13 protein-coding genes are annotated in these 19,750 nt (G+C 35.0%); 1 reads left to right on the forward strand and 12 read right to left on the reverse strand.

Annotation, left to right across the window (positions count from 1 at the left end):
* Positions 1-95: 95 nt before the first annotated feature.
* The 9 genes from ACS3UD_RS12140 to uvrC form a co-directional block, all read right to left on the reverse strand.
* Entirely contained in the window at positions 96-2,588 is a 2,493-nt protein-coding gene (locus ACS3UD_RS12140; protein WP_308139362.1) for a helix-turn-helix transcriptional regulator, read from the reverse strand.
* Between the two features lie 256 nt (positions 2,589-2,844).
* Positions 2,845-3,813, reverse strand: a complete 969-nt coding sequence (locus ACS3UD_RS12145) for a permease prefix domain 1-containing protein (RefSeq protein ID WP_308139361.1) — start codon at positions 3,811-3,813, stop codon at positions 2,845-2,847.
* Entirely contained in the window at positions 3,813-4,142 is a 330-nt protein-coding gene (locus ACS3UD_RS12150) for a PadR family transcriptional regulator (RefSeq protein WP_308139360.1), read from the reverse strand. Before ACS3UD_RS12150 ends, ACS3UD_RS12145 begins: the two co-directional genes overlap by 1 nt.
* Before the next feature lie 193 nt (positions 4,143-4,335).
* Positions 4,336-5,028, reverse strand: coding sequence for an LrgB family protein (locus ACS3UD_RS12155; protein WP_308139359.1), 693 nt, complete (start codon positions 5,026-5,028; stop codon positions 4,336-4,338).
* Positions 5,029-5,382: a CidA/LrgA family protein gene (locus tag ACS3UD_RS12160; protein WP_308139358.1), complete on the reverse strand. Its 354-nt coding sequence runs from the start codon at positions 5,380-5,382 to the stop codon at positions 5,029-5,031.
* 144 nt (positions 5,383-5,526) lie between these two features.
* The gene (locus ACS3UD_RS12165; protein ID WP_308139357.1) at positions 5,527-6,987 is read right to left on the reverse strand and encodes a copper amine oxidase N-terminal domain-containing protein; all 1,461 of its coding nucleotides are present in this window, start codon (positions 6,985-6,987) and stop codon (positions 5,527-5,529) included.
* A gap of 119 nt (positions 6,988-7,106) precedes the next feature.
* Positions 7,107-10,673 (reverse strand): pyruvate:ferredoxin (flavodoxin) oxidoreductase, encoded by a 3,567-nt coding sequence (gene nifJ / locus ACS3UD_RS12170; RefSeq protein ID WP_308139356.1) that lies wholly within the window; start codon positions 10,671-10,673, stop codon positions 7,107-7,109.
* Positions 10,674-11,021: 348 nt separating this feature from the next.
* Positions 11,022-11,933, reverse strand: a complete 912-nt coding sequence (gene hprK, locus ACS3UD_RS12175; RefSeq protein ID WP_308139355.1) for an HPr(Ser) kinase/phosphatase — start codon at positions 11,931-11,933, stop codon at positions 11,022-11,024.
* Between the two features lie 47 nt (positions 11,934-11,980).
* The gene (uvrC, locus tag ACS3UD_RS12180) at positions 11,981-13,831 is read right to left on the reverse strand and encodes an excinuclease ABC subunit UvrC (RefSeq protein ID WP_308139354.1); all 1,851 of its coding nucleotides are present in this window, start codon (positions 13,829-13,831) and stop codon (positions 11,981-11,983) included.
* Positions 13,832-14,110: 279 nt separating this feature from the next.
* Here uvrC and ACS3UD_RS12185 point away from each other — a divergent pair, with 279 nt between their 5' ends.
* A complete protein-coding gene (locus ACS3UD_RS12185; RefSeq protein ID WP_308139353.1) occupies positions 14,111-15,217 on the forward strand; it encodes a M20/M25/M40 family metallo-hydrolase in 1,107 nt (368 codons plus the stop codon).
* Between the two features lie 98 nt (positions 15,218-15,315).
* On the opposite strand, the gene ACS3UD_RS12190 is transcribed toward ACS3UD_RS12185, so the two are convergent.
* The 3 genes from ACS3UD_RS12190 to ACS3UD_RS12200 all read right to left on the reverse strand — a co-directional run bounded on the left by ACS3UD_RS12190 (position 15,316) and on the right by ACS3UD_RS12200 (position 19,535).
* Positions 15,316-16,011 (reverse strand): C-GCAxxG-C-C family (seleno)protein, encoded by a 696-nt coding sequence (locus tag ACS3UD_RS12190; protein WP_308139352.1) that lies wholly within the window; start codon positions 16,009-16,011, stop codon positions 15,316-15,318.
* Between the two features lie 285 nt (positions 16,012-16,296).
* The gene (gene nrdJ, locus ACS3UD_RS12195) at positions 16,297-18,651 is read right to left on the reverse strand and encodes a ribonucleoside-triphosphate reductase, adenosylcobalamin-dependent (RefSeq protein WP_308139351.1); all 2,355 of its coding nucleotides are present in this window, start codon (positions 18,649-18,651) and stop codon (positions 16,297-16,299) included.
* Positions 18,652-18,905: 254 nt separating this feature from the next.
* Positions 18,906-19,535 carry a hypothetical protein gene (locus ACS3UD_RS12200; RefSeq protein ID WP_440977626.1) on the reverse strand — a complete coding sequence of 210 codons (630 nt, stop codon included), beginning with the start codon at positions 19,533-19,535 and terminating at the stop codon, positions 18,906-18,908.
* Positions 19,536-19,750: the final 215 nt, after the last annotated feature.

Below are 19,750 nucleotides of genomic sequence, written 5' to 3' on the forward strand. Positions count from 1 at the left end.
ATATAATATTCATAAATCAACTAAAAAAAAATAGCCCTCAAGGGCTATAAAGTTGTTACAGTACCATTTCTGTTATGTTGCATGTTAAAATCTGATTATAATTTAAATTTGCTGAGCTCATCTCTCCTTTTAATGTTTAACTTTATAAATACTTTTTTCAGGGTATTTTTTACTGTATATATTGAAATAAAAAGTTTTTCGGCTATTTCAGCGTTATTAAGCCCCTCTTGAACCAAAATTGATATTTCTCTCTCTCTTGGAGTAAGCTTATAATCATCTTCATATAATTCCTTATTGATGGCAGCAACACCACGTTCTTGCCTTTTTAAAAGTTTTAATATATCTTTCACACCTGACTGATATTTTTGTATTAACATAGCTCGTTCTAACATCGGTATTATTTCATTCCCCATCTCGGCAAAAGGCATGTAAACTCTGTCGGGCAATGCAATGTCAAGGGCATATCTCATGTAATTCTGAGCATCTCCGAACCTTCCTTCAGACTGCTTCATAATTCCCAGCAGTATGTATAAATAAACCTTTGTAAGAAGGAAATTCAGTTTATCTGCAAGCAGAAGATACTCTTCTGATAATCCATATATTTCAGATCTATTCTTCATTCCTCCACTTAACCAGAGATAGCGCAAATGAATAATATGAGCAAAAGAAGTGGCTACTTCATAAAGATTCAAAGGAACTGTCCTGAATTCAGTGATCCACTCGGGAACATCATCTGGATTACCTCTGATTACTGCTAAGAATCCAACACACAAATCTCTGACATACTGAACCCTCTGCTCTGAAGCACTATCAATTTTTCTGTCAATCTGCTCCATATCTTTAATAAGCGCATCTGTATCACCCCGAAGAATTGCAATTCTTGCCAATTGCAGCTGTGCACACATGAAAATACTGTCCTGCCTCATCTTGTCTGCAGCATAAACAGCTCTGTAGCAAAACGGCTCTGAAGCCTCATCGTCTCCCCTGAGAAGAAATGCTTCACTTCTCATAGCCCATCCGGCTCCGCTTCCATGACCGCATGCAAGCTTGCTGTAGTAAGGAATACATTCATCCATAAGCTTCATCTCGCCATCAAGTTTACCGATTTCACCCCAAAACATATATATAACAGAAGGTGCCCCAAAAGTCCAAGAGTGATTCGCTACAATAAGCTTTGAAGGTCCCTGAAGCATTTCGTATGCTTTTCTGTGCATCTTACTCATTTCATAAATATCATTAAATTTCGAAAAAGACATAAGAAGCATAAACTCTCCGCTAAGCTTTCTTTCTTCGAATTCCAAATCGGCGCTATTTTCAAGTATTTTTTTAATAATTCCGCATAATTCAGCAAATTGCTCAGCCTTACCCAGTAAAAACAGTTCAAAAGCAAAAACAAATATAAGCCCGGGATACTTATTTAGTATTTCATCGGATGTGTTTTCAATAACATTCATCATAAATATATCTGACCCTTTGCCCAGATAATCTATTAAATCGGCACCCTTAAGTGGAAGTTTCATCAACTCTTCATAGTTTTTTGAATAGTAAAAAAATCTTGCTGCCTGGTAGTACTTCTTGACCTCTGCACATGACCTTCCTGCAGTTTCATATATTGCCCGCTTTTCTTCCTTATCGGCAAACCGCTCTATTCTGTAAATAAGGTATTCTTTTAAAAGGTTATGCATTACGTAGGCTCCTACGCTGTGCTCATACCTTAAAAAAGTATTATTTTTTATTAGATTTACGGCATATTGCGGAAGCTTGACCACATTTAGAATTATACAAACCTGCTCTACCGAAAATGATTCAAGTATAGAAAGATAAAGCAGAAGAGACTGTTGTTCCTTGCTTAATCTTTTCCATATTATAGTTTCAATGAGTTGATTTATTCCTTCACATCTATTTAGTGTTCCTGTTTCTTTATACTCCATACTGTACATATTAAGAGGTGCCACCCAGCCTTCTGTCATTCTATAAACATCTCTGTTTTCATTTGCAGTAAGCCGTATACCGTTATGAAGAAACAACTGCCTAACATCATCCTTTTCGTACATAAATATGCTTTCCCCTATATACTTCATAACAGAAGGATGCGATACGTATAAATTCTCTTTGTGCGACGGCTGTGAAATTATAATGAAATGAAGGTAATAGTTTTTATGATTTGAAATTGCCTCCAGCAAAAGCTGAGGAAGCTGGTCTCTTATAAGCTGGAAATTATCAACAACAAATACTGTATCAAAACTGCATCGTATTTCCTGAATATACTTGCATATTTGCACTAAATTTTCATCGCAAGGCATACCGAGAAGCCGAAGCTTACGAGCAGCCAACGAATCGGCCTGCTCCAGAATTGCACATATGCCATTCCATGCTGCAGCAGCTGATTCACCAAGGCATGTATACCATAAGTATTTTAAATTTTTGTCTTTTTTGTTGCTCAGATATTCTTTTACTGCAATTGTTTTCCCGAATCCCGAAGGAGCCTCAATCAATGTTAAACTGCTGTGCAATGTCTGTTCAATCTTATTAAGTATACGTTCTGGAACATAATATAAATTATTGATTTTTTTCCTTTTGATTGTCATTCTATCCCCCCTTTCAATTCATTCCAAAATAAGATTCTTCTTACATTATTATACCTTATGATAAGTTGTACTACAAGCATAAGCTGCTGTATCAGCATTGTAAACTGCAAGAATTTTATCTGTACAAATCTTACTTTTACAATACGCAATGAACATATTATCTATTACATGAAATATTTTCCTGACATCTTTCTCATATCAGGAAAATATCATGCAATAATATTTTTTGTGCACTTATCGTCCAAAATATCATGATCTATATACTAGCTTTTTTCTCTACAAGACTAGTTATTGCTCCAACAGCAATGAACAACACCCCAGCTACAGGCCATAAAATCCATGATATGTCCCATCTGCCAGTAATAAAGCTATAACCTAAGTAAAGCGCTGTTGCTACCGCCCAGTATATAGATGATACAGCTTTGAGCACACCGCTTTTTTTATCTGCAGCATAATCCTCTTCTTGAAGAAGAACTTTACATGCTTCGTATAAACCATTATTTTTTATAATATTGTACGTTGAACATGCGACTATTGTAATTGTTATAATTAAAGCCAGAACAGTCATGCCGCCTTCTTGAAATATAAAGGAAGCCAGTAAAATAGGCAGTGCACTTAAAATGTAGGCAGAAACTGAAAAACTGACAGCACGCCTATAAACAGGCTCCTCCTGCTTCTTAATTTCGCGAACCATGTGCTCAGCTTGATAATCTAATTCAAATAGTTCTTTTTTTAGCCTTTCGTATTTTTCCATTCCTACAGAATATCTTATCAAAATATATACTCCTGCTGCTACAAGCAGCAGTAAAGTTGTAAGTCCCAATATAAGAGCATACTCTTCCTTAAAGTCTATAAAACCCTCCACGAGACCGAACAGGCCTATGAGAAGTACTGGTGACATAATACAAAGCCATACTCCCAATGCAATCTTTGGAGCAACTTCCCCTGAAGCTTCTATATATGCCTTCGCATAGTCTAATGTAATCAGCGGCATGCTTCTTTGATTAAGAGCGTCACTGATTCCCAGTGTCTCAGCAAGCTCCTCCAAATTGCCAAATTCTGAAATTACAATTCCAACAGCTTCATTTTCTGTTTTGCCGCTGTTTTTCAATTCCTGATATTTGTCACCCATCATTTCTGTTAAATCTTTTTTCGCTCTTAAAACTTCTGCTGTCTTAGGCAATCCAGCAAACATGTTCTCGAGGTAACTTATAATTGTATTCATTAATTCCCTCCTTCTATAAACTTGCATATAACTTCCTGCGTTATTTTCCATTCCTCACATTTTTCTCTGTAATAGCCTCGCCCTTTATTCGTTATTTTGTAATAAGTCCTTGTTTTACCGTTAGTTTCACTTCCTGGATAAGATTCAATCAGTCCGTTTGACTCCATTCTCTTAAAAGCCGAATATAGCGTTGTTTCCTTCATTACATATTTTTCATCAGTCATTTGTCTAATCTGTCTTGAAATCTCGTACCCATAAGACGGTTCACGAAGCAACAGATATAAAATCATTATATCATTATAGCCACGTATTACATCACTGCTTATCATATACCTTCCTCTTTCAAAGCTTATTAATTACTTTACCTGTCGTACTACGACTGTCGTAGTAAATATAACATAATTACTGCGACAAATCAAGTAATTTTAAACAAAAAAATTGGCGACTAAGAGTACCGTCTTAATCGTCAACATATTTGATATTTTAGAATCCATATTTAAAATATTTGAAAATTTTTCATTATTACAATAAGTTTGAAAATGCCGGTGCTAGGACAACAGTCAGCAGACCTGACACAGCAATAGATAGGCTGCTCATAGCACCATGAACTTCTCCTAACTCAAGAGCCCTTGAAGTCCCTATTGCATGAGAGGCTGTCCCAAGTGAAAGCCCAATGGAAATAGGATTTTTAATCTTAAAAAGTTTGCATATTCCTTCTCCTAAAACACTTCCGACTATTCCGGTCAACACAATAGCTGCAACTGTAATTGTCTCCATACCACCCAATTCTTCTGATACGGCTATGCCTATGGCTGTAGTAATTGATTTTGGCAACAACGTCACATACATGCCGTGAGAGAGTTTAAAAATTGCAGATAAAGCAAGAATACTTGTAAGACTTGTTAAAACGCCGGTCAAGATTCCGATCATAATAGCCTTAAAGTTTTTTTTCAACAAATCGAGCTGCTGGTACAATGGAATTGCCAGACATACTGTCGCAGGAGTTAAGAAATAACTTATGTACTTACCTCCATTATTATAACTTTCATAATCTATATCAAATACTAAAAGAATTGTAACTATAATAACAATTGAAACAAGTAGGGGATTAAGAATACTGAGTTTTAACTTTTTATTTAATTGTACACCTATAATGAATGCCGCCAGGCTGACAGCAACTCCAAAATATACTGAATTACTTACCACATCTTTCATTTATCTTTCACCGTTCCTTTTTAATATAAAATCTGTCATTTTTCCTGTAGTTGCCATAACAAGAACTGTAGTTAAGATTGTAATAATCATAATAGGAATTAATATGTGTGCAACGTCGCTCCACACATCTATTAATCCTACCGCAGGTGGTATAAACATTATAGGCATTATCTCAAGAAGAGAATCTCCCACAGATTTTACATGTTCTAACTTTATAATATTTGTTTTTAAGCATATCAGCATTAGGAGCAACCCGTAAATGCTGGCTGGTATAGGTAATGGTATAAAAAAATACATACCTTCTCCTATAAATGTTACTGTAAGTATAATAACAAGCTGTACAATATAGTTCATTTTTTACCTCTGTCTCAATATAATTGACTTATATTATATCATAATATTTTTTTATTTAAAGATTTATTTATACCAAAAACCCCGAATTTACATTCGGGGTTTTTCATGATAATACAATCAAGTTGTAGGTTTTAATATTGATTCTTACTTAATTATTGTGGCTGTTGATATTCCGTCTTCCTGAATATAGTCTATTTTATAGCCCAGCTTTTCAAAATCTCGTATTTTAACCATCGTTGTGCTGTCAACGAGCACACCCGTCATATCTGTTTTCTGTCCGTCTCTTACTATATAAGCTTTTTTATTAGCATCGTCCCACTCAACTTCTTCTCCAAATGACTCTCCAATATACCTCAACGGAAGATATACCCTTTCGTCAATCAATGTATATGTTTCATAATCATACTCTGAAGTATTGTCAAGTCTGTATTTAACAATATCCGCACTGTAGCTTTCAGGATACCATGTAAGCTCTATTTTATTTACAGGATTAATTCTATCTTCTGTTGCATTATGCAGTTTTTCAAATTCATCTACAGTTATAGAGTCCTCTGGTAATTCTTTCTTTTCCACATCTGCCGGAGTGACTTCAGTTTTTAATTCAAAGTTTCCTGAATTTACACCTTCTAAAACAAGACTTCCTTCTATTGCTTGAATATATGATTTACCTTTTTTATAAATTTCTTCCTTTATGCTGCTTCCATCAACCATTTCCATGCTTTTCTTAAATTCATCTGTCTCAATATCTGCCTCAATGAATAGAACAGCTTCATCAAGAAAATCATAATAATCCTGACGACTGCCTTTTAACTCCTCAAGGAATTCTTCTTTTTCTTCTTCAGATATTCCCATTTGATCAGCGCTTATATAATCAAATATACCTTCAACATATTTTACAGTTTCATCAAAAATGGTTTCTCTATTTTCATCAGCATATTTTACTAATTTCTTAATAAATTCCACCGCATTTTCAGGATCAAGTTCTATTGAATATCCTCCGCTGATTTTTTTGACCAAGTCAGAGTCAAAACCTTTGAATGCAGTCTTTAAGTAATTTATTGAAGGGTCATACATATCTTCATAAATATCCTTAGAAGCATATATATCTTCATAGAAAGAACTATAGTTTTCACTGTAATATTCACCAAAATCGTAAAGCATTATGTATTCAACATCTTTGAGTTCAACATTATATAATGCATCCATCACTTCTTTGTTTTCAGGTTCACTCCCAAACTCTTCGCTTAATTTAAGCACTTCAAGTATGATTGCTTTAGAAACATACATTTTGTTATCGGACACTACTAAATTGATAGGAAGATTATTTTCCACATCATTAACCTTGATATCCGCATTCATATCTAAATATATGCTATCCAAATCTTCAAGATTTACTTCGCCTTCTAACTTAAAGTCAATGTCGTATGACTCCCCAGCAAGTTCCTCAGGTACATAAATCTTTGTAGTGTTATTGAATTCATATTGTTTTATATCGTTTATTTCTTTTGATAATTCAAAATAACCAATTTCATTTGTTCCACATGCCGTAAGCGGAATAATAGTCATAAGCCCTATAAGCAGCATGCTTATTAATTTTTTACCCATATCTAGCTCCTCATCATTAATTAATTTATTTATTGTATTCTAACACATATACAATAAATTTACAAACTATTCCGAGCAATATAAAAGGCAGTTTCAAAAGAAACTGCCTTCTGCTAATCTTAGTATTTCATTTCAGACATTCTTACGTAGCTGTCATATCTATCTTTAGCATCTTTTTCTGCTTTAACAAATAATTGTTCAGCTATTTCAGGGAATGACTTCTTCAAAGAAGCATATCTTACTTCGCCTTCCAAGAATTCTATAAATGAAGCACTTGGAACTTTGGAATCCAGTGTGAACGGGTTCTTTCCTTCTTCTTTAAGAAGAGGATTAAATCTGTATAAATGCCAGTATCCAGCTTCAACAGCTTTCTTTTCTCTTTCAACAGTCTTGCCCATTCCTGCTTTAATACCGTGGTTGATACATGGAGCATAAGCAATGATCAATGATGGTCCATCATAGCTTTCAGCTTCTTTTAATGCTTTCAAGAATTGATTCTTATCAGCACCGATAGCAACCTGAGCTACATATACATAGCCATAAGTTGAAGCTATCATACCAAGGTCTTTTTTCTTAACTCTCTTACCAGATGCCGCAAATTTCGCAACTGAAGCGGTAGGAGTTGCTTTTGAAGACTGACCGCCTGTATTTGAGTAAACTTCTGTATCAACAACCAGAACATTTACATCTTCACCTGATGCCAATACGTGGTCTAATCCGCCGTATCCAATATCATATGCCCAGCCGTCACCACCGATTATCCATTGTGATTTTTTAACAAGGAAATCTTTCTTGTCTAGTATATTTTTAACATCAGCTGCACACTCAGCACAAGCATTAAATCCTTCTAATGCTGCTAAAACCTTATCTGATGCTGCTCTTGATTTTTCTCCGTCATTCTTTGTAGCTACCCATTCAGTTAATGCATTTTTAACTTCTTGTGAAATGTCTTTACCCAATAAGCTGTCTACTGATAACTGAATTGATTCTCTCATTTGTTTTACAGCTGTTGCCATACCAAGTCCGAACTCTGCGTTATCTTCAAACAATGAGTTAGCCCAAGATGGTCCTCTTCCGTTACAATCTTTAGTAAACGGAGTTGCAGGTGCTGATGCTCCCCAGATTGATGAACATCCTGTAGCATTAGCTATCATCATTCTGTCGCCAAATAACTGAGTGATAGTCTTAACATAAGCAGTTTCACCACAACCAGCGCAAGCTCCTGAGAATTCAAAGTATGGTTTACAGAACTGGCTTCCTTTTACAGAAGTTTTATCCATTAATCCATCTTTTATAGATACTTTATCTATAGCATATTTCCAATTAGAAACTTCTTTTTCAATTTCTTCTGCAATAGGAGTCATAACTAAAGCTTTGTTGCCTTTCTTACCTGGGCAGATATCTGCGCAGTTTCCGCAACCTGTACAATCCAGCGGGCTTATCTGAAGTCTGTATTCCAGTCCATCTAACCCTTTACCTATTGCTTTTAATGTTTTAAAGTTTTCTGGTGCATTAGCTTTTTCGTTTGCATCAAGTAATGTAGGTCTTATTACAGCATGAGGACATACAAATGCACATTGGTTACACTGAATACAGTTTTCAGCTTCCCATTTTGGAACTTCAACTGCAATTCCTCTCTTTTCGTAAGCAGCTGTTCCCTGTGGGAATGTACCATCTTCAATTCCTTCAAATGTGCTTACTGGTAAGCTGTCGCCTTCTTGTCTATTCATTACGTCAACAACTTTTTTAACAAATTCTGGTTTTTCTTCTTCAGTAAATGGTACAGCTAAACCGCTGTTAGCTTTTGGATCATCCTTAGCATCTTTCCATGATGCAGGAACATCAATTTTTACTAACTCGGCAATACCTTTTTGAACGGCTTCTTTGTTCATGTTAACTATATTTTCGCCTTTTTTGCCGTATGATTTAACTATAGCTGCATTTAAGTATTCAACTGCATCTTCCAAAGGAATTACATCTGCCAATTTGAAGAATGCAGACTGGATAATCATGTTAGTTCTATTTCCAAGACCTATTTCATGCGCAATACTTGTTGCATTAATAGTATAGAAGTTTATTTCTTTTTCAGCTAAATATTTTTTATATTTTGCAGGTAACTTAGATTCAAGCTCTTCTTTTGACCAAATAGTATTTAATAGGAAGTTTCCGCCTTTCTTAAGACCTGTCAATACATCATATTTATTAATATATGATTGCTGTGACAGTGAAACAAAGTCAGCTTCATCTATCAAATAAGTTGATCTAATAGGTGATTTACCGAATCTTAAGTGAGAAACAGTAACACCGCCTGATTTCTTAGAGTCATATGAGAAATATCCTTGAGCATACATATTTGTATGGTCTCCGATAATCTTAATAGCATCTTTGTTAGCTCCAACAGTACCGTCTGAACCAAGGCCCCAGAATTTACATCTTATTGTACCTGAAGCTGATGTATTTACTACTTCCGGAGTTTCAAGAGATGTGAAAGTAACGTCATCTACTATACCGATTGTAAATCCATCTTTCGGCTGGTCTTGTTTTAAATTGTTATATACTGCAAATATTTGAGCAGGTGTAGTGTCTTTTGAACCAAGACCATATCTTCCGCCAACTATTACAGGTTGTTTTTCATTTCTGTAGAATAATGATTTAACGTCTAAGAACAATGGTTCTCCAACTGAACCCGGTTCTTTTGATCTGTCAAGAACTGCTATTTTTTTAACAGTTTCCGGCAATACGTCAAAGAAGTATTTTGATGAGAAAGGTCTGTAAAGATGTACTATAACTATACCAACTTTTTCTCCCTGAGCATTTAAGTAGTCAACTACTTCTTCAGCTGTTTCAGTAACAGAACCCATTGCAACTATTATATTTTCTGCATCTGGAGCTCCATAATAATTAAATGGTTTATATTCTCTTCCTGTTAATTTTTCAATTTCCTTCATATAGTCGGCAACTGCATCCGGAACTACATTATAGAATTTGTTTGAAGATTCTTTTGCCTGGAAGTATATATCAGGATTTTGAGCTGTACCTCTAGTTACAGGATGTTCAGGATTCAATGCTCTTGCTCTGAATTCATTCACAGCATCCATATCAACTAATTTTGCTAAATCATCATAATTCAAAACTTCTATTTTCTGAATTTCATGAGATGTTCTGAAACCGTCGAAGAAATGTACAAAAGGAACTCTTGTCTTAAGAGTAGCTAAGTGTGCAACTCCTCCTAAATCCATAGCCTCTTGAACGCTGCTTGATGCTAATAATGCAAAACCTGTTTGTCTTGCTGCCATAATATCTGAATGGTCCCCAAATATTGACAGTGCGTGTCCGGCAATTGCTCTTGCAGAAACATGGAATACGGCCGGTAATAATTCACCTGCTATTTTATACATATTCGGAATCATCAATAATAATCCCTGTGAAGCTGTGTATGTAGTAGTAAGTGCACCTGCCTGCAATGAGCCGTGAACAGCTCCGGAAGCGCCTCCCTCTGATTGCATTTCCACAACTTTTACAGTTTGTCCAAAGATGTTCTTTTGTCCGTGAGCTGCCCATTCATCAGCAAGTTCAGCCATTGGAGAAGAAGGTGTTATTGGGAATATTGCCGCAACATCTGTAAAGGCATATGAAACATACGCTGCAGCTGTATTTCCGTCCATAGTTTTCATAACTTTTGACATTATATTTCCTCCCATATAAATATTAGTTTATATAATTTAACCATAATAACATAAATAATTTATATTTATATTATTTTTATTGTTTATATTGTTTATAACATAAAAAAAATCGTAACTTCTTGTATTGCTATAAACAATCCATACACATTTGATTATATATTAAAGCAAAAATAAATGCAACCAAAAAAATTGCATATTTTTTTATAATGCTTATCTGTTCCGTTCTGATATAAACATCTGGTTTTCTCGATAAAATAAATAAATTATAGACTTCAATACATACGTTATCATTCTTGATAAAACGTATTTTTTTTTTTATTTTTGCAAGATATTTTATAAAAGCTTCAGTTATATGGAAAGACTTTTAAATCTTTTGTTATATGTTTCCAAAGGATTGTATCCCAAAAGCTTTTGTCTGTAGTTTTTAGCCGCTATTTCAATTATTGCAGAAATATTTCTTCCCGGTCTAACAGGAATTACAACTGTAGGAACTTTTACGCCTAAAATTTCTGTAAAATCCTCATTTATTCCGATTCTATCATATTCTTTATTTTCATCCCACTCTTCAAGTTCTATGACAATTTCAACAAACTGCTCTATTCTTATGGAACCGACTCCAAACAAATGCTTTATATCAAGTATTCCTATTCCTCTTATTTCCATAAGGTGCTGGGTAAGCTCAGGACACGTTGCCTTTAAGTCATTATCAACTTTTTTAATAATAACGGCATCATCTGCTACCAACCGGTGTCCACGATTAATAAGTTCAAGAGATGTTTCGCTTTTTCCTATACCGCTTTTTCCTTTTATTAAAACACCTACCCCAAAAACTTCGAGGCATACTCCATGTATTGTCGTTTCTTCTGCCAATTCCTCCTCAAGAAAATTAATAAGTACATTTTGAAGTTTATCTGTTTTTTGATTTGAAGTAAAAACAGGCCTTTTATATTTTTTTGCGTAGTGAATTATATCTTCATCTGCTCCCATATCATTTGCTATTACAAGAGCAGGAATAGGAAAGCTGAAAAATTTATCCAGCCTCTGCCGTTTAACTTTTATGTCCAATGTTTTCAGGTAAAACATTTCTGCTTTTCCCATAACTTGAACCCTTTCAAATGAAAACCAATCAAAGTAGCCAGCCATTTGAAGGCCGGGTCTTATTATTTCCGGCGTATAGATCCTTGACTGTACATCCTCCGGATAATATACAGGCTCAAACTTCATATAATTTACTAAATCCTCAAGCTTTACATATTGCATCTTTGTTACCATCCCTCTATCTTAGCTGTTTATTGCTCGAAATTACTTTATATGTCTTTTATTTTTTTATCTTTGAAATAGCTGTAAACCGACTCTGCGGCTCTTAAATTCATTCCTGCCACACCCGCAAGCTCTTCAACACTTTTATTTTTTATATTATCAACTGACCCAAATTCCCTCAGCAGATTTACCTTTCTTTTCTCTCCTATATTTTCAATATTGTCCAGTTCTGACTTAAACAGTGTTTTATCTCTTAAATTCCGATGATATTCAATTGCAAACCTATGTGCTTCTTCTTGAATTCTATAAATCAAGCGATAAACTTTGTCAGTTTTATTGAATTCTATTTCTTTATTTTTGTAAATCAGCCCTCTTGTAGTGTGCTTATCATCCTTTATCATTCCACAAACGGGTATATTTAGTCCATAATTGTATATAACTTCTTCTGCAATGCTGGTTTGTCCCTTTCCTCCATCAATCAATATTAAATCGGGCATCTTATTAAATCCGTTAATTTCTCCCCGGTCAAGGCCTCTGTTAATTCGTCTTTCAAGAACTTCTTCCATACTTTTATAGTCGTTTGGTCCCTTCACCGTTTTAATTCTAAACCTTCTGTAATTACTTTTGCTCGGAATGCCCTTCTCAAATACAACCATTGACCCAACCGATTCAACTCCCTGTATATTTGAAATATCATAGGCTTCAATCCTTGCAGGGATACTTTCTAATTCCAGCAAATCTTTAAGAGCCTCTACCGCCTGCATGCTTTCATCAATACTTCTTTTTATTCTCTGGCTTCCTTTTTCCAATATTTCAAGCGCATTCTTCTTTATCATTTTAATCAGCATGCTTTTGTCTCCCTTTAAAGGCACCTTAACGGAAACTTTGTTGCCTCTTTTTTGCGACAACAGCTTTTCAAATACTTCCCTATCTTCAATGTCGGTTTCTATATAAATTTCTTTAGGTATATATACAGTTCCTGTGTAAAATTGTGATAAAAACGAACTGATAACTTTTTCCCGTTCCTCATTTTCCGTATTTGTCAGCAAATAATGCTCCCTTCCTATTATTTTGCCGTTTCGTATGAAAAATATCTGAATGCATGATTCCTCAATTCCCATAGCACTTCCTATGACATCTTGGTCAAGATTGTTATTGGCTGCAACAATTTTCTGTTTTTCCGAAATTAATTCCAGAGCTTTTATCTGATCTCTATACTTTGCGGCCATTTCAAAATCCAGTATCTCTGAAGCAAGCTTCATTTTTTTAGTCAATGAAACAATAAGTTCTTTTTCTCCACCAGCTAAAAATGCAACTGCTTTATTCATTTCTTCCCTATATTCCTTTGCGTCCACATTTCCCATGCACGGAGCGGTACATCTGTTTATATGGTAATGCAGGCATGGCCTTTTATTCTTTTTGCTTCCGTCTAATTTAAGAGAACATTTCCTGAGTTTATACAGACTTCCTATAATATCAATGATTTCATTAACAGCATAAGCACTGGGATACGGTCCAAAATATTTTGCTCCGTCCTTTTTAACTTCTCTTACCTTGTAAATTCTCGGATATTTTTCCTGAACGGATATTTTAATATAAGGATACTGCTTGTCATCCCTTAAGATAGTATTATATTTAGGTCTGTATTTTTTTATTAAGTTTGCCTCTAGAATTAGTGCTTCTACTTCATTATCTACAATTATATATTCAAACTCAGCAATATTTCTTATCATAGCCTCGATTTTAGGCGCATGATTCTTTGATTGGAAGTACTGCCGAACCCTTTTTTTAAGATTTTTCGCCTTACCCACATAAATTATTTCGCCAAATTTATTTTTCATCTGGTACACACCGGGATTGTCGGGCATCTTTTTTAATTCTTCCTGTATATTAAACATATTTGCTCCCTGAACTTTATGCAACTGTCTTAATTTTCACTGATAATTATTACGATTAAATTTCTAACGCTTCATGCTTCTTTTTTTATAAAAAACCATGAAAGGCTTAGAAACTTCTTGATAAATACATATGTATTATACCACATTTATCTTAAAATTAACATAATATTGAAATTAATTCTTTATTAAATTTTACCGTTTTTTTGTATTTTTTCAGAAAAAAGGTTGTATCATATTTCCTTTATTATATAATGGAATAAACAGCAAAAGGAGGATTATATGATTAATAAGGAACGATTGCTTAATACTTTTATGGAATACGTAAAGATAGACAGCGAAACTAAAAACGAGAAAGCTATCGGAGAAAAAATTTTAAAAGATTTAGAGGCATTAGGGTTGGAAACTTATACTGACGAAGCAGGTAAAAAACTTAACTCCAACGGAAACAATATTTATTGCTTTATACCTGGATCATTGGAAAGTACCCCCATGCTTTTTTCAGCACATATGGATACTGTTACACCAGGCGCGGGAATTGAACCATACATAGACTGCGAATACATAAAAAGCAGAGGCAATACAATATTAGGCGGAGATGACAAGGCCGGCGTAGTTGCAATATTGGAAGCGGTGCGAAGTATAAAGGAAAAAAATCTGAAGCACAGACCCATTGAAATTGTATTTTCAATCTGCGAAGAAGGCGGCGTAAACGGAGTCAAGGAAGTTGAATTTAACAGGCTTAAGTCAAAGGAAGCAGTAATTCTTGACAGCGGCGGAGGACCCGGTAAAATTATAACAGAAGCACCCGGACAAACAAGAATATTCGCCAAAATAAAGGGAAAAGCCGCACATGCAGGAGCATGTCCGGAAAACGGTGTAAGCGCTATAGTAGCTGCTGCTGAAGCCATATCAAACATGAAACTTTTAAGAGTTGATTCAGATACAACTGCAAATATTGGAACTCTCAAAGCAGAAGGCCCAACCAATATAGTATCACCGCTTGCAGAAATAGTAGCAGAAGCACGAAGCCGATCAACCGAAAAATTAGATGCTCAGGCAGAACACATGATAGAATGCCTTCAGCAGTCATGTGAAAAATATAAAGCAAATTTAGATTACACATTAGAAAACTGCTACTATTCTTATAAGATAGATCCAAATGACGAGCACCTTAAAACAATATCAGATGTATGCCAAGAACTTGGGCTCAAAGTTGAAAAAGTTCCTTCAGGAGGTGGAAGTGACGCCAATATCTATAATAAGAACGGAATAAAAGCAATAAATATAGGAGCCGGAATGGAGCTTGCTCACACCATAGATGAAAAGCTTAATATTGAAGATTTCATAAATGCGTCAAAGGTAGTCCTTAAATTAATGACTAGATAGTTTTTCATTACAAATTAACCACATGAAGTTCAATAATAAACCTTAAAATAAAAAGACTGCTGCACTGATTTAGAGCAACAGTCTTTAATATTTAAAAATTAAAGATTATAATAATTGTTGATCAGTTCTACTGCTTTTCCTGCACAGTCTGCTGCAACGCCTGCACATCTTGCTTTACGTTCAGGAGCATCCATTGCATATCCTGTATTTGCAACGAAAACTCCAACTGAATCTTTACAGTCTATTGATTTAGCAACTACAGTCTCATTTTTTACTTCTGGTTGATAAATAGGCATTTCTGTAGAAGTATACCATGAAGCCATTTCTGCAAAAAGCTTGCTTGCATCTTCAGGTGGACATACAAGGCCTAAAACAAAAGCTGAACCTCCCATAGATCCGCACAATGAACCTGCTCCATATCCTCCTGCTCCGTTTGCAAATGCATCTATAGGTATTTGATTGTAAGGGTAACCAGTCTTGTCTGCCAGTTCACCTATTATTCCGTCAACAACGGCTCTGCAGCATCCGCCTTTGTTATAGAAGCTTGCATATGCTCTTTCTTTAACTGTTTCAACATCTAATTTCTGATATGGATAAGGGTATGTCGGCGCGTCCTCGCTTGCTTCCATGTATTCATAATTCAAAACTTCCTTTGAAGGAACTTCAGTTTCCTGAGCACATGCTGTTAATATCGAAGGAACCACACTTGCAACTGCTAAGCCTGCTGTAGCTTTTCCTGCAGTTTTTAATACATCTCTTCTTGATAATATCTTTTTTTCTAAATTTTCTCCCATTTTGTTGTCTCCTAACATAATTATTTATGCGACTTTGCAAATAAAGCCGATATTAACTAAGCTCAATAACCGACACTTAGTAAATATAATACCGTAATTAAGCTTAGACTATTATTTAAGCTTTGTCAATATTTTAACCTTTAATAATCATATGAGACTTTTTTATTTTACATGCAGTTTTATAAAAATTAGTTATATTCTAATATTATAATATTAGAATATTTTGTATAAATAAAAGAAGTTGACATCTGCTAACCAGAATCAACCTCTTTTTAGTATAACATATTATCTGATAGGGCATATTCCCGTATCACAGCCTTCATTACCTATATCAAGTTCTTCTTCCTGCTTTTCATACTTGCTCAATAAAGAAGGAATAAACGGCTTCATTTCATTCTTCAATTTATTGTATTCTTCTTCCGAAATTGACTCATAAGGCATCAGTTGGTAGAAACTATCATCGAGAGACAAGAACGAAAGAGCAACAACATCATCCCAATTATCCCATACCCACTGTTCAACTTGTTCCCATTCATTATCCCTAACATGAACAGTAATCGAGCAGTTGTGGTCTACGTAATTTTCCATAAAAAGTTTATAGTTTTCCAACTGTTCTATGGCATTAACATCATACTTTGTTTTTCCATGAGGAGCTTTGACAGGAAACTCAATTACCTTGGTTGTACAGCTCTTAACATCCTGACCTACTTCGGGGTATATTCTGTATCCAAGTTCCTCGCATACCTTTACAAGAGGGTCATGGCTGTTGATTCTCACCCTTCTTACAAAATACGGTGAATGAGAATAATGTACTCCGCTTGATACTCCAGGGAGCTGCGACAATGTTCCTTCCGGTTTTACCGTAGTTACAAGCAACGGAGCACTTTCTCCTATTTCCCCTGAGTAACGTTCCGACTCATCTTTAGCTGCTTCTCTCAATTTTCTCAAAAGCTCTGACTGCTGCTCTCTATTAAGCCCTGCAGCATTAGCCATATCCTGCCATCCGGTCAATGAGCATCCTGTTACCTTATCTCTTTGCTGCACTCTGTCCCATTGGGAAAGCTCAAGCTCAACACATGTCATTCTGTACGCCGCTCTGGCAGACAATCTCTGAGCTTTTAACAGTGCTTTTTCATCTAGATTTCCTTCATCATCTACAAATGCATGCACATTTACTGTAGTTAAGTTACACAGCCCCTTATTGTCAAGCAAGATTTCTCCGCATGGATTTACGCCATTCATATTTTCTCTTCTTTTGCTGCCAGCAGCTTCATTAACCCATCCCGGTTCACCTGAATAACGCATTTGTTCAAGCTGCCATTTAAGCTGCTCTCTTGCAGGTTTTTTCCTGTAATAAATTGAATTATTGCTCATGGAACGATGAATTATATCTTTGTCAACAATCCACTGCCCGTCTATATTTTTATAAAGCTTATTTTTTGCTTCAATACAGTCTGTATCATCATAGTCTATAAGCATTATTTCAGCCGTTCTTCTAACTCCGCCGACAACAACATTTTCTCCGATAATATTGGCTATATCCAAACAATCGATAGGTCTGAGTTTGAATCTGTCCTTTCCTTCAATCGCTCCTCGTTTTTTAATTACAATGTCAATTTTAGTGAACATGTTCTTCAGGCTCGAATGTCCGCTGGCAGTACCTCCGAATGTTTTAAGAGTTTCTCCTTTAGGTCTTACATTGTTATAATTAATAATAATAGTAGAAATATTTCTGTACTCACTTGAATTTATAAAACTAAAAAAATGATCCAAAGCCTGAACCCAGCCTTCCTTGCTGTCTCCTACAATTATTTTTACTGTATTATTATTTGCAAATTCTATTCCCGTATTGTCTTCTCTTTTTTGTTTTTCAACAGGTGTGTAATCCTCGTGAATTATCTTAAAGTTCCCTCTGATTTTAGATAGCTGAGAAACATCATCCTTCAATATCCTCACTCCGACACCCGAACCTATCATTAAAAGATAGAACAAATCTCTGAATGAATGATAATCATTTATTACCTCAAATGCGCAGTTAAAGTTTGCCATTGGATAATTGTACGATACGGGAGTTCCTCCTACCCAAAAAGTCCTTCCAGATAAAAATTGTCTTAAATTAAATATATTGTCATACAGTTGCTCAGCTTCTTCCTTCTTAGTCGGAACAAGACTGCAGTTATACTCAACTGCCCTTCTTACGGTTTCCCACCAGTATTCTCTCCTTCTTTCTTCAGGAAGCCATCTCGAATACGTTCTGTAGTATACAAAATTCCCCAGTTCATTCATGGGAGATCCAATATGCTTGTACTTGCTGATAAATTCTTCACTTAAAAGCTTATAATCCTTTCTCTTCCTCGAATCTCTTGATTTATCTCTTTCATATCTGTATAATATGTATCTTTTAGCAACATCCTTCCTTGTACTGTCCATAAGTTCATTCTCTACAATATCCTGAACTACTTCGACAGGTATGGGAAAATTTTTATGTTCCAATTCAGTTTGTATTTTAAGGCTTATCTCTTTTGCCAGTTCTTCATCAACACCGGTCTTAGTTTCCTTCATGGCTTTGATAATTGCATTGGTAATTTTATCTCCGTTAAAATCCGCAAAGCTTCCGGTTCTCTTTAATATTTTAATCATAACCCCTATTCTCCCTCGTTTCAATTATTTCTGTGGCGATACTACATATTGTAGCATCAAGCTTATATTATGTCAATAACATACTATATATAGTTTCGCAAGACCCCTTTTATTTAAAAATACACGTTTTAAAAAAAATGCAAAAATGTGCATTACATCATTTGCTTATATTTCCAACATTTTTTATATTTCTTAATAATTCTTAACATTTATATATATTTTTAGCCAAATGATACTGTACCCATTCATTCGATTTAATTGTGTACTCTTCTGTATTGGCAGTTATCGTTACTGCAGCATGCGCATTCTTCAGCATTCTTCATACATTCCTTGCATTTTTCCATTCCTAATATATAAAGCAATGAGCTTTCCGGTGTAATAATATTTTTTTCATTTAAATATGCGTCAATTTCAGCTTCCATTTTTAACATATCGATCAAGCATCTCTGCGAATCTAAATCTACATCTCCATCTCCGGGAGCATATCTTTTCGAAAGTCCAAGTCCCGCTTTCGACGCTTCGTTGTTTATAATTTTATTCATTTCATTTGAAGCATCAAACATTGCGTCCAGTGCTGTTTCATGAAGAAGATATCCCTTCATATATTGACCCGAAGACATCAAATTATGAGACATTTCAGCTACCACTCCCTTTGCGGACACAAAGCAAACAACATATTTTTCATGTTTTTTTACACCTTTTATATCTAGGCTGTCCACAACCTTATATACCGCTGTCCATTGTAGACTGTTTCTTATTATACGACTTACCTCTTCAAAAATGCTGTCAGCACTTTTAAACACTTCTGTCCCCTCTTTAATATGCAGCCTCTTTAATGTTCTATCTTTATTAATTATCGTCCTTAATTTCAATATATTTACCATTGCACACCTAGTTTCTTCCATTGCAAAACACAAATATCATTAAACAGGCAGCTAATATGGCCGCCCTTATAATTTAAATTCAGTTCTTTGTATTATACCATCAATAAGTGAACTAATCTGTTAAAATAAATTAAAAACTAAAAAATTTAGGCTGCCGAAAATCATACCTGCTGCATTGACATGCATTTAAAACAGAGATTTTCAACAGCCTAGCA

This window comes from Sedimentibacter sp. LTW-03, from assembly GCF_052059825.1.
GTDB lineage: Bacteria > Bacillota > Clostridia > Tissierellales > Sedimentibacteraceae > Sedimentibacter.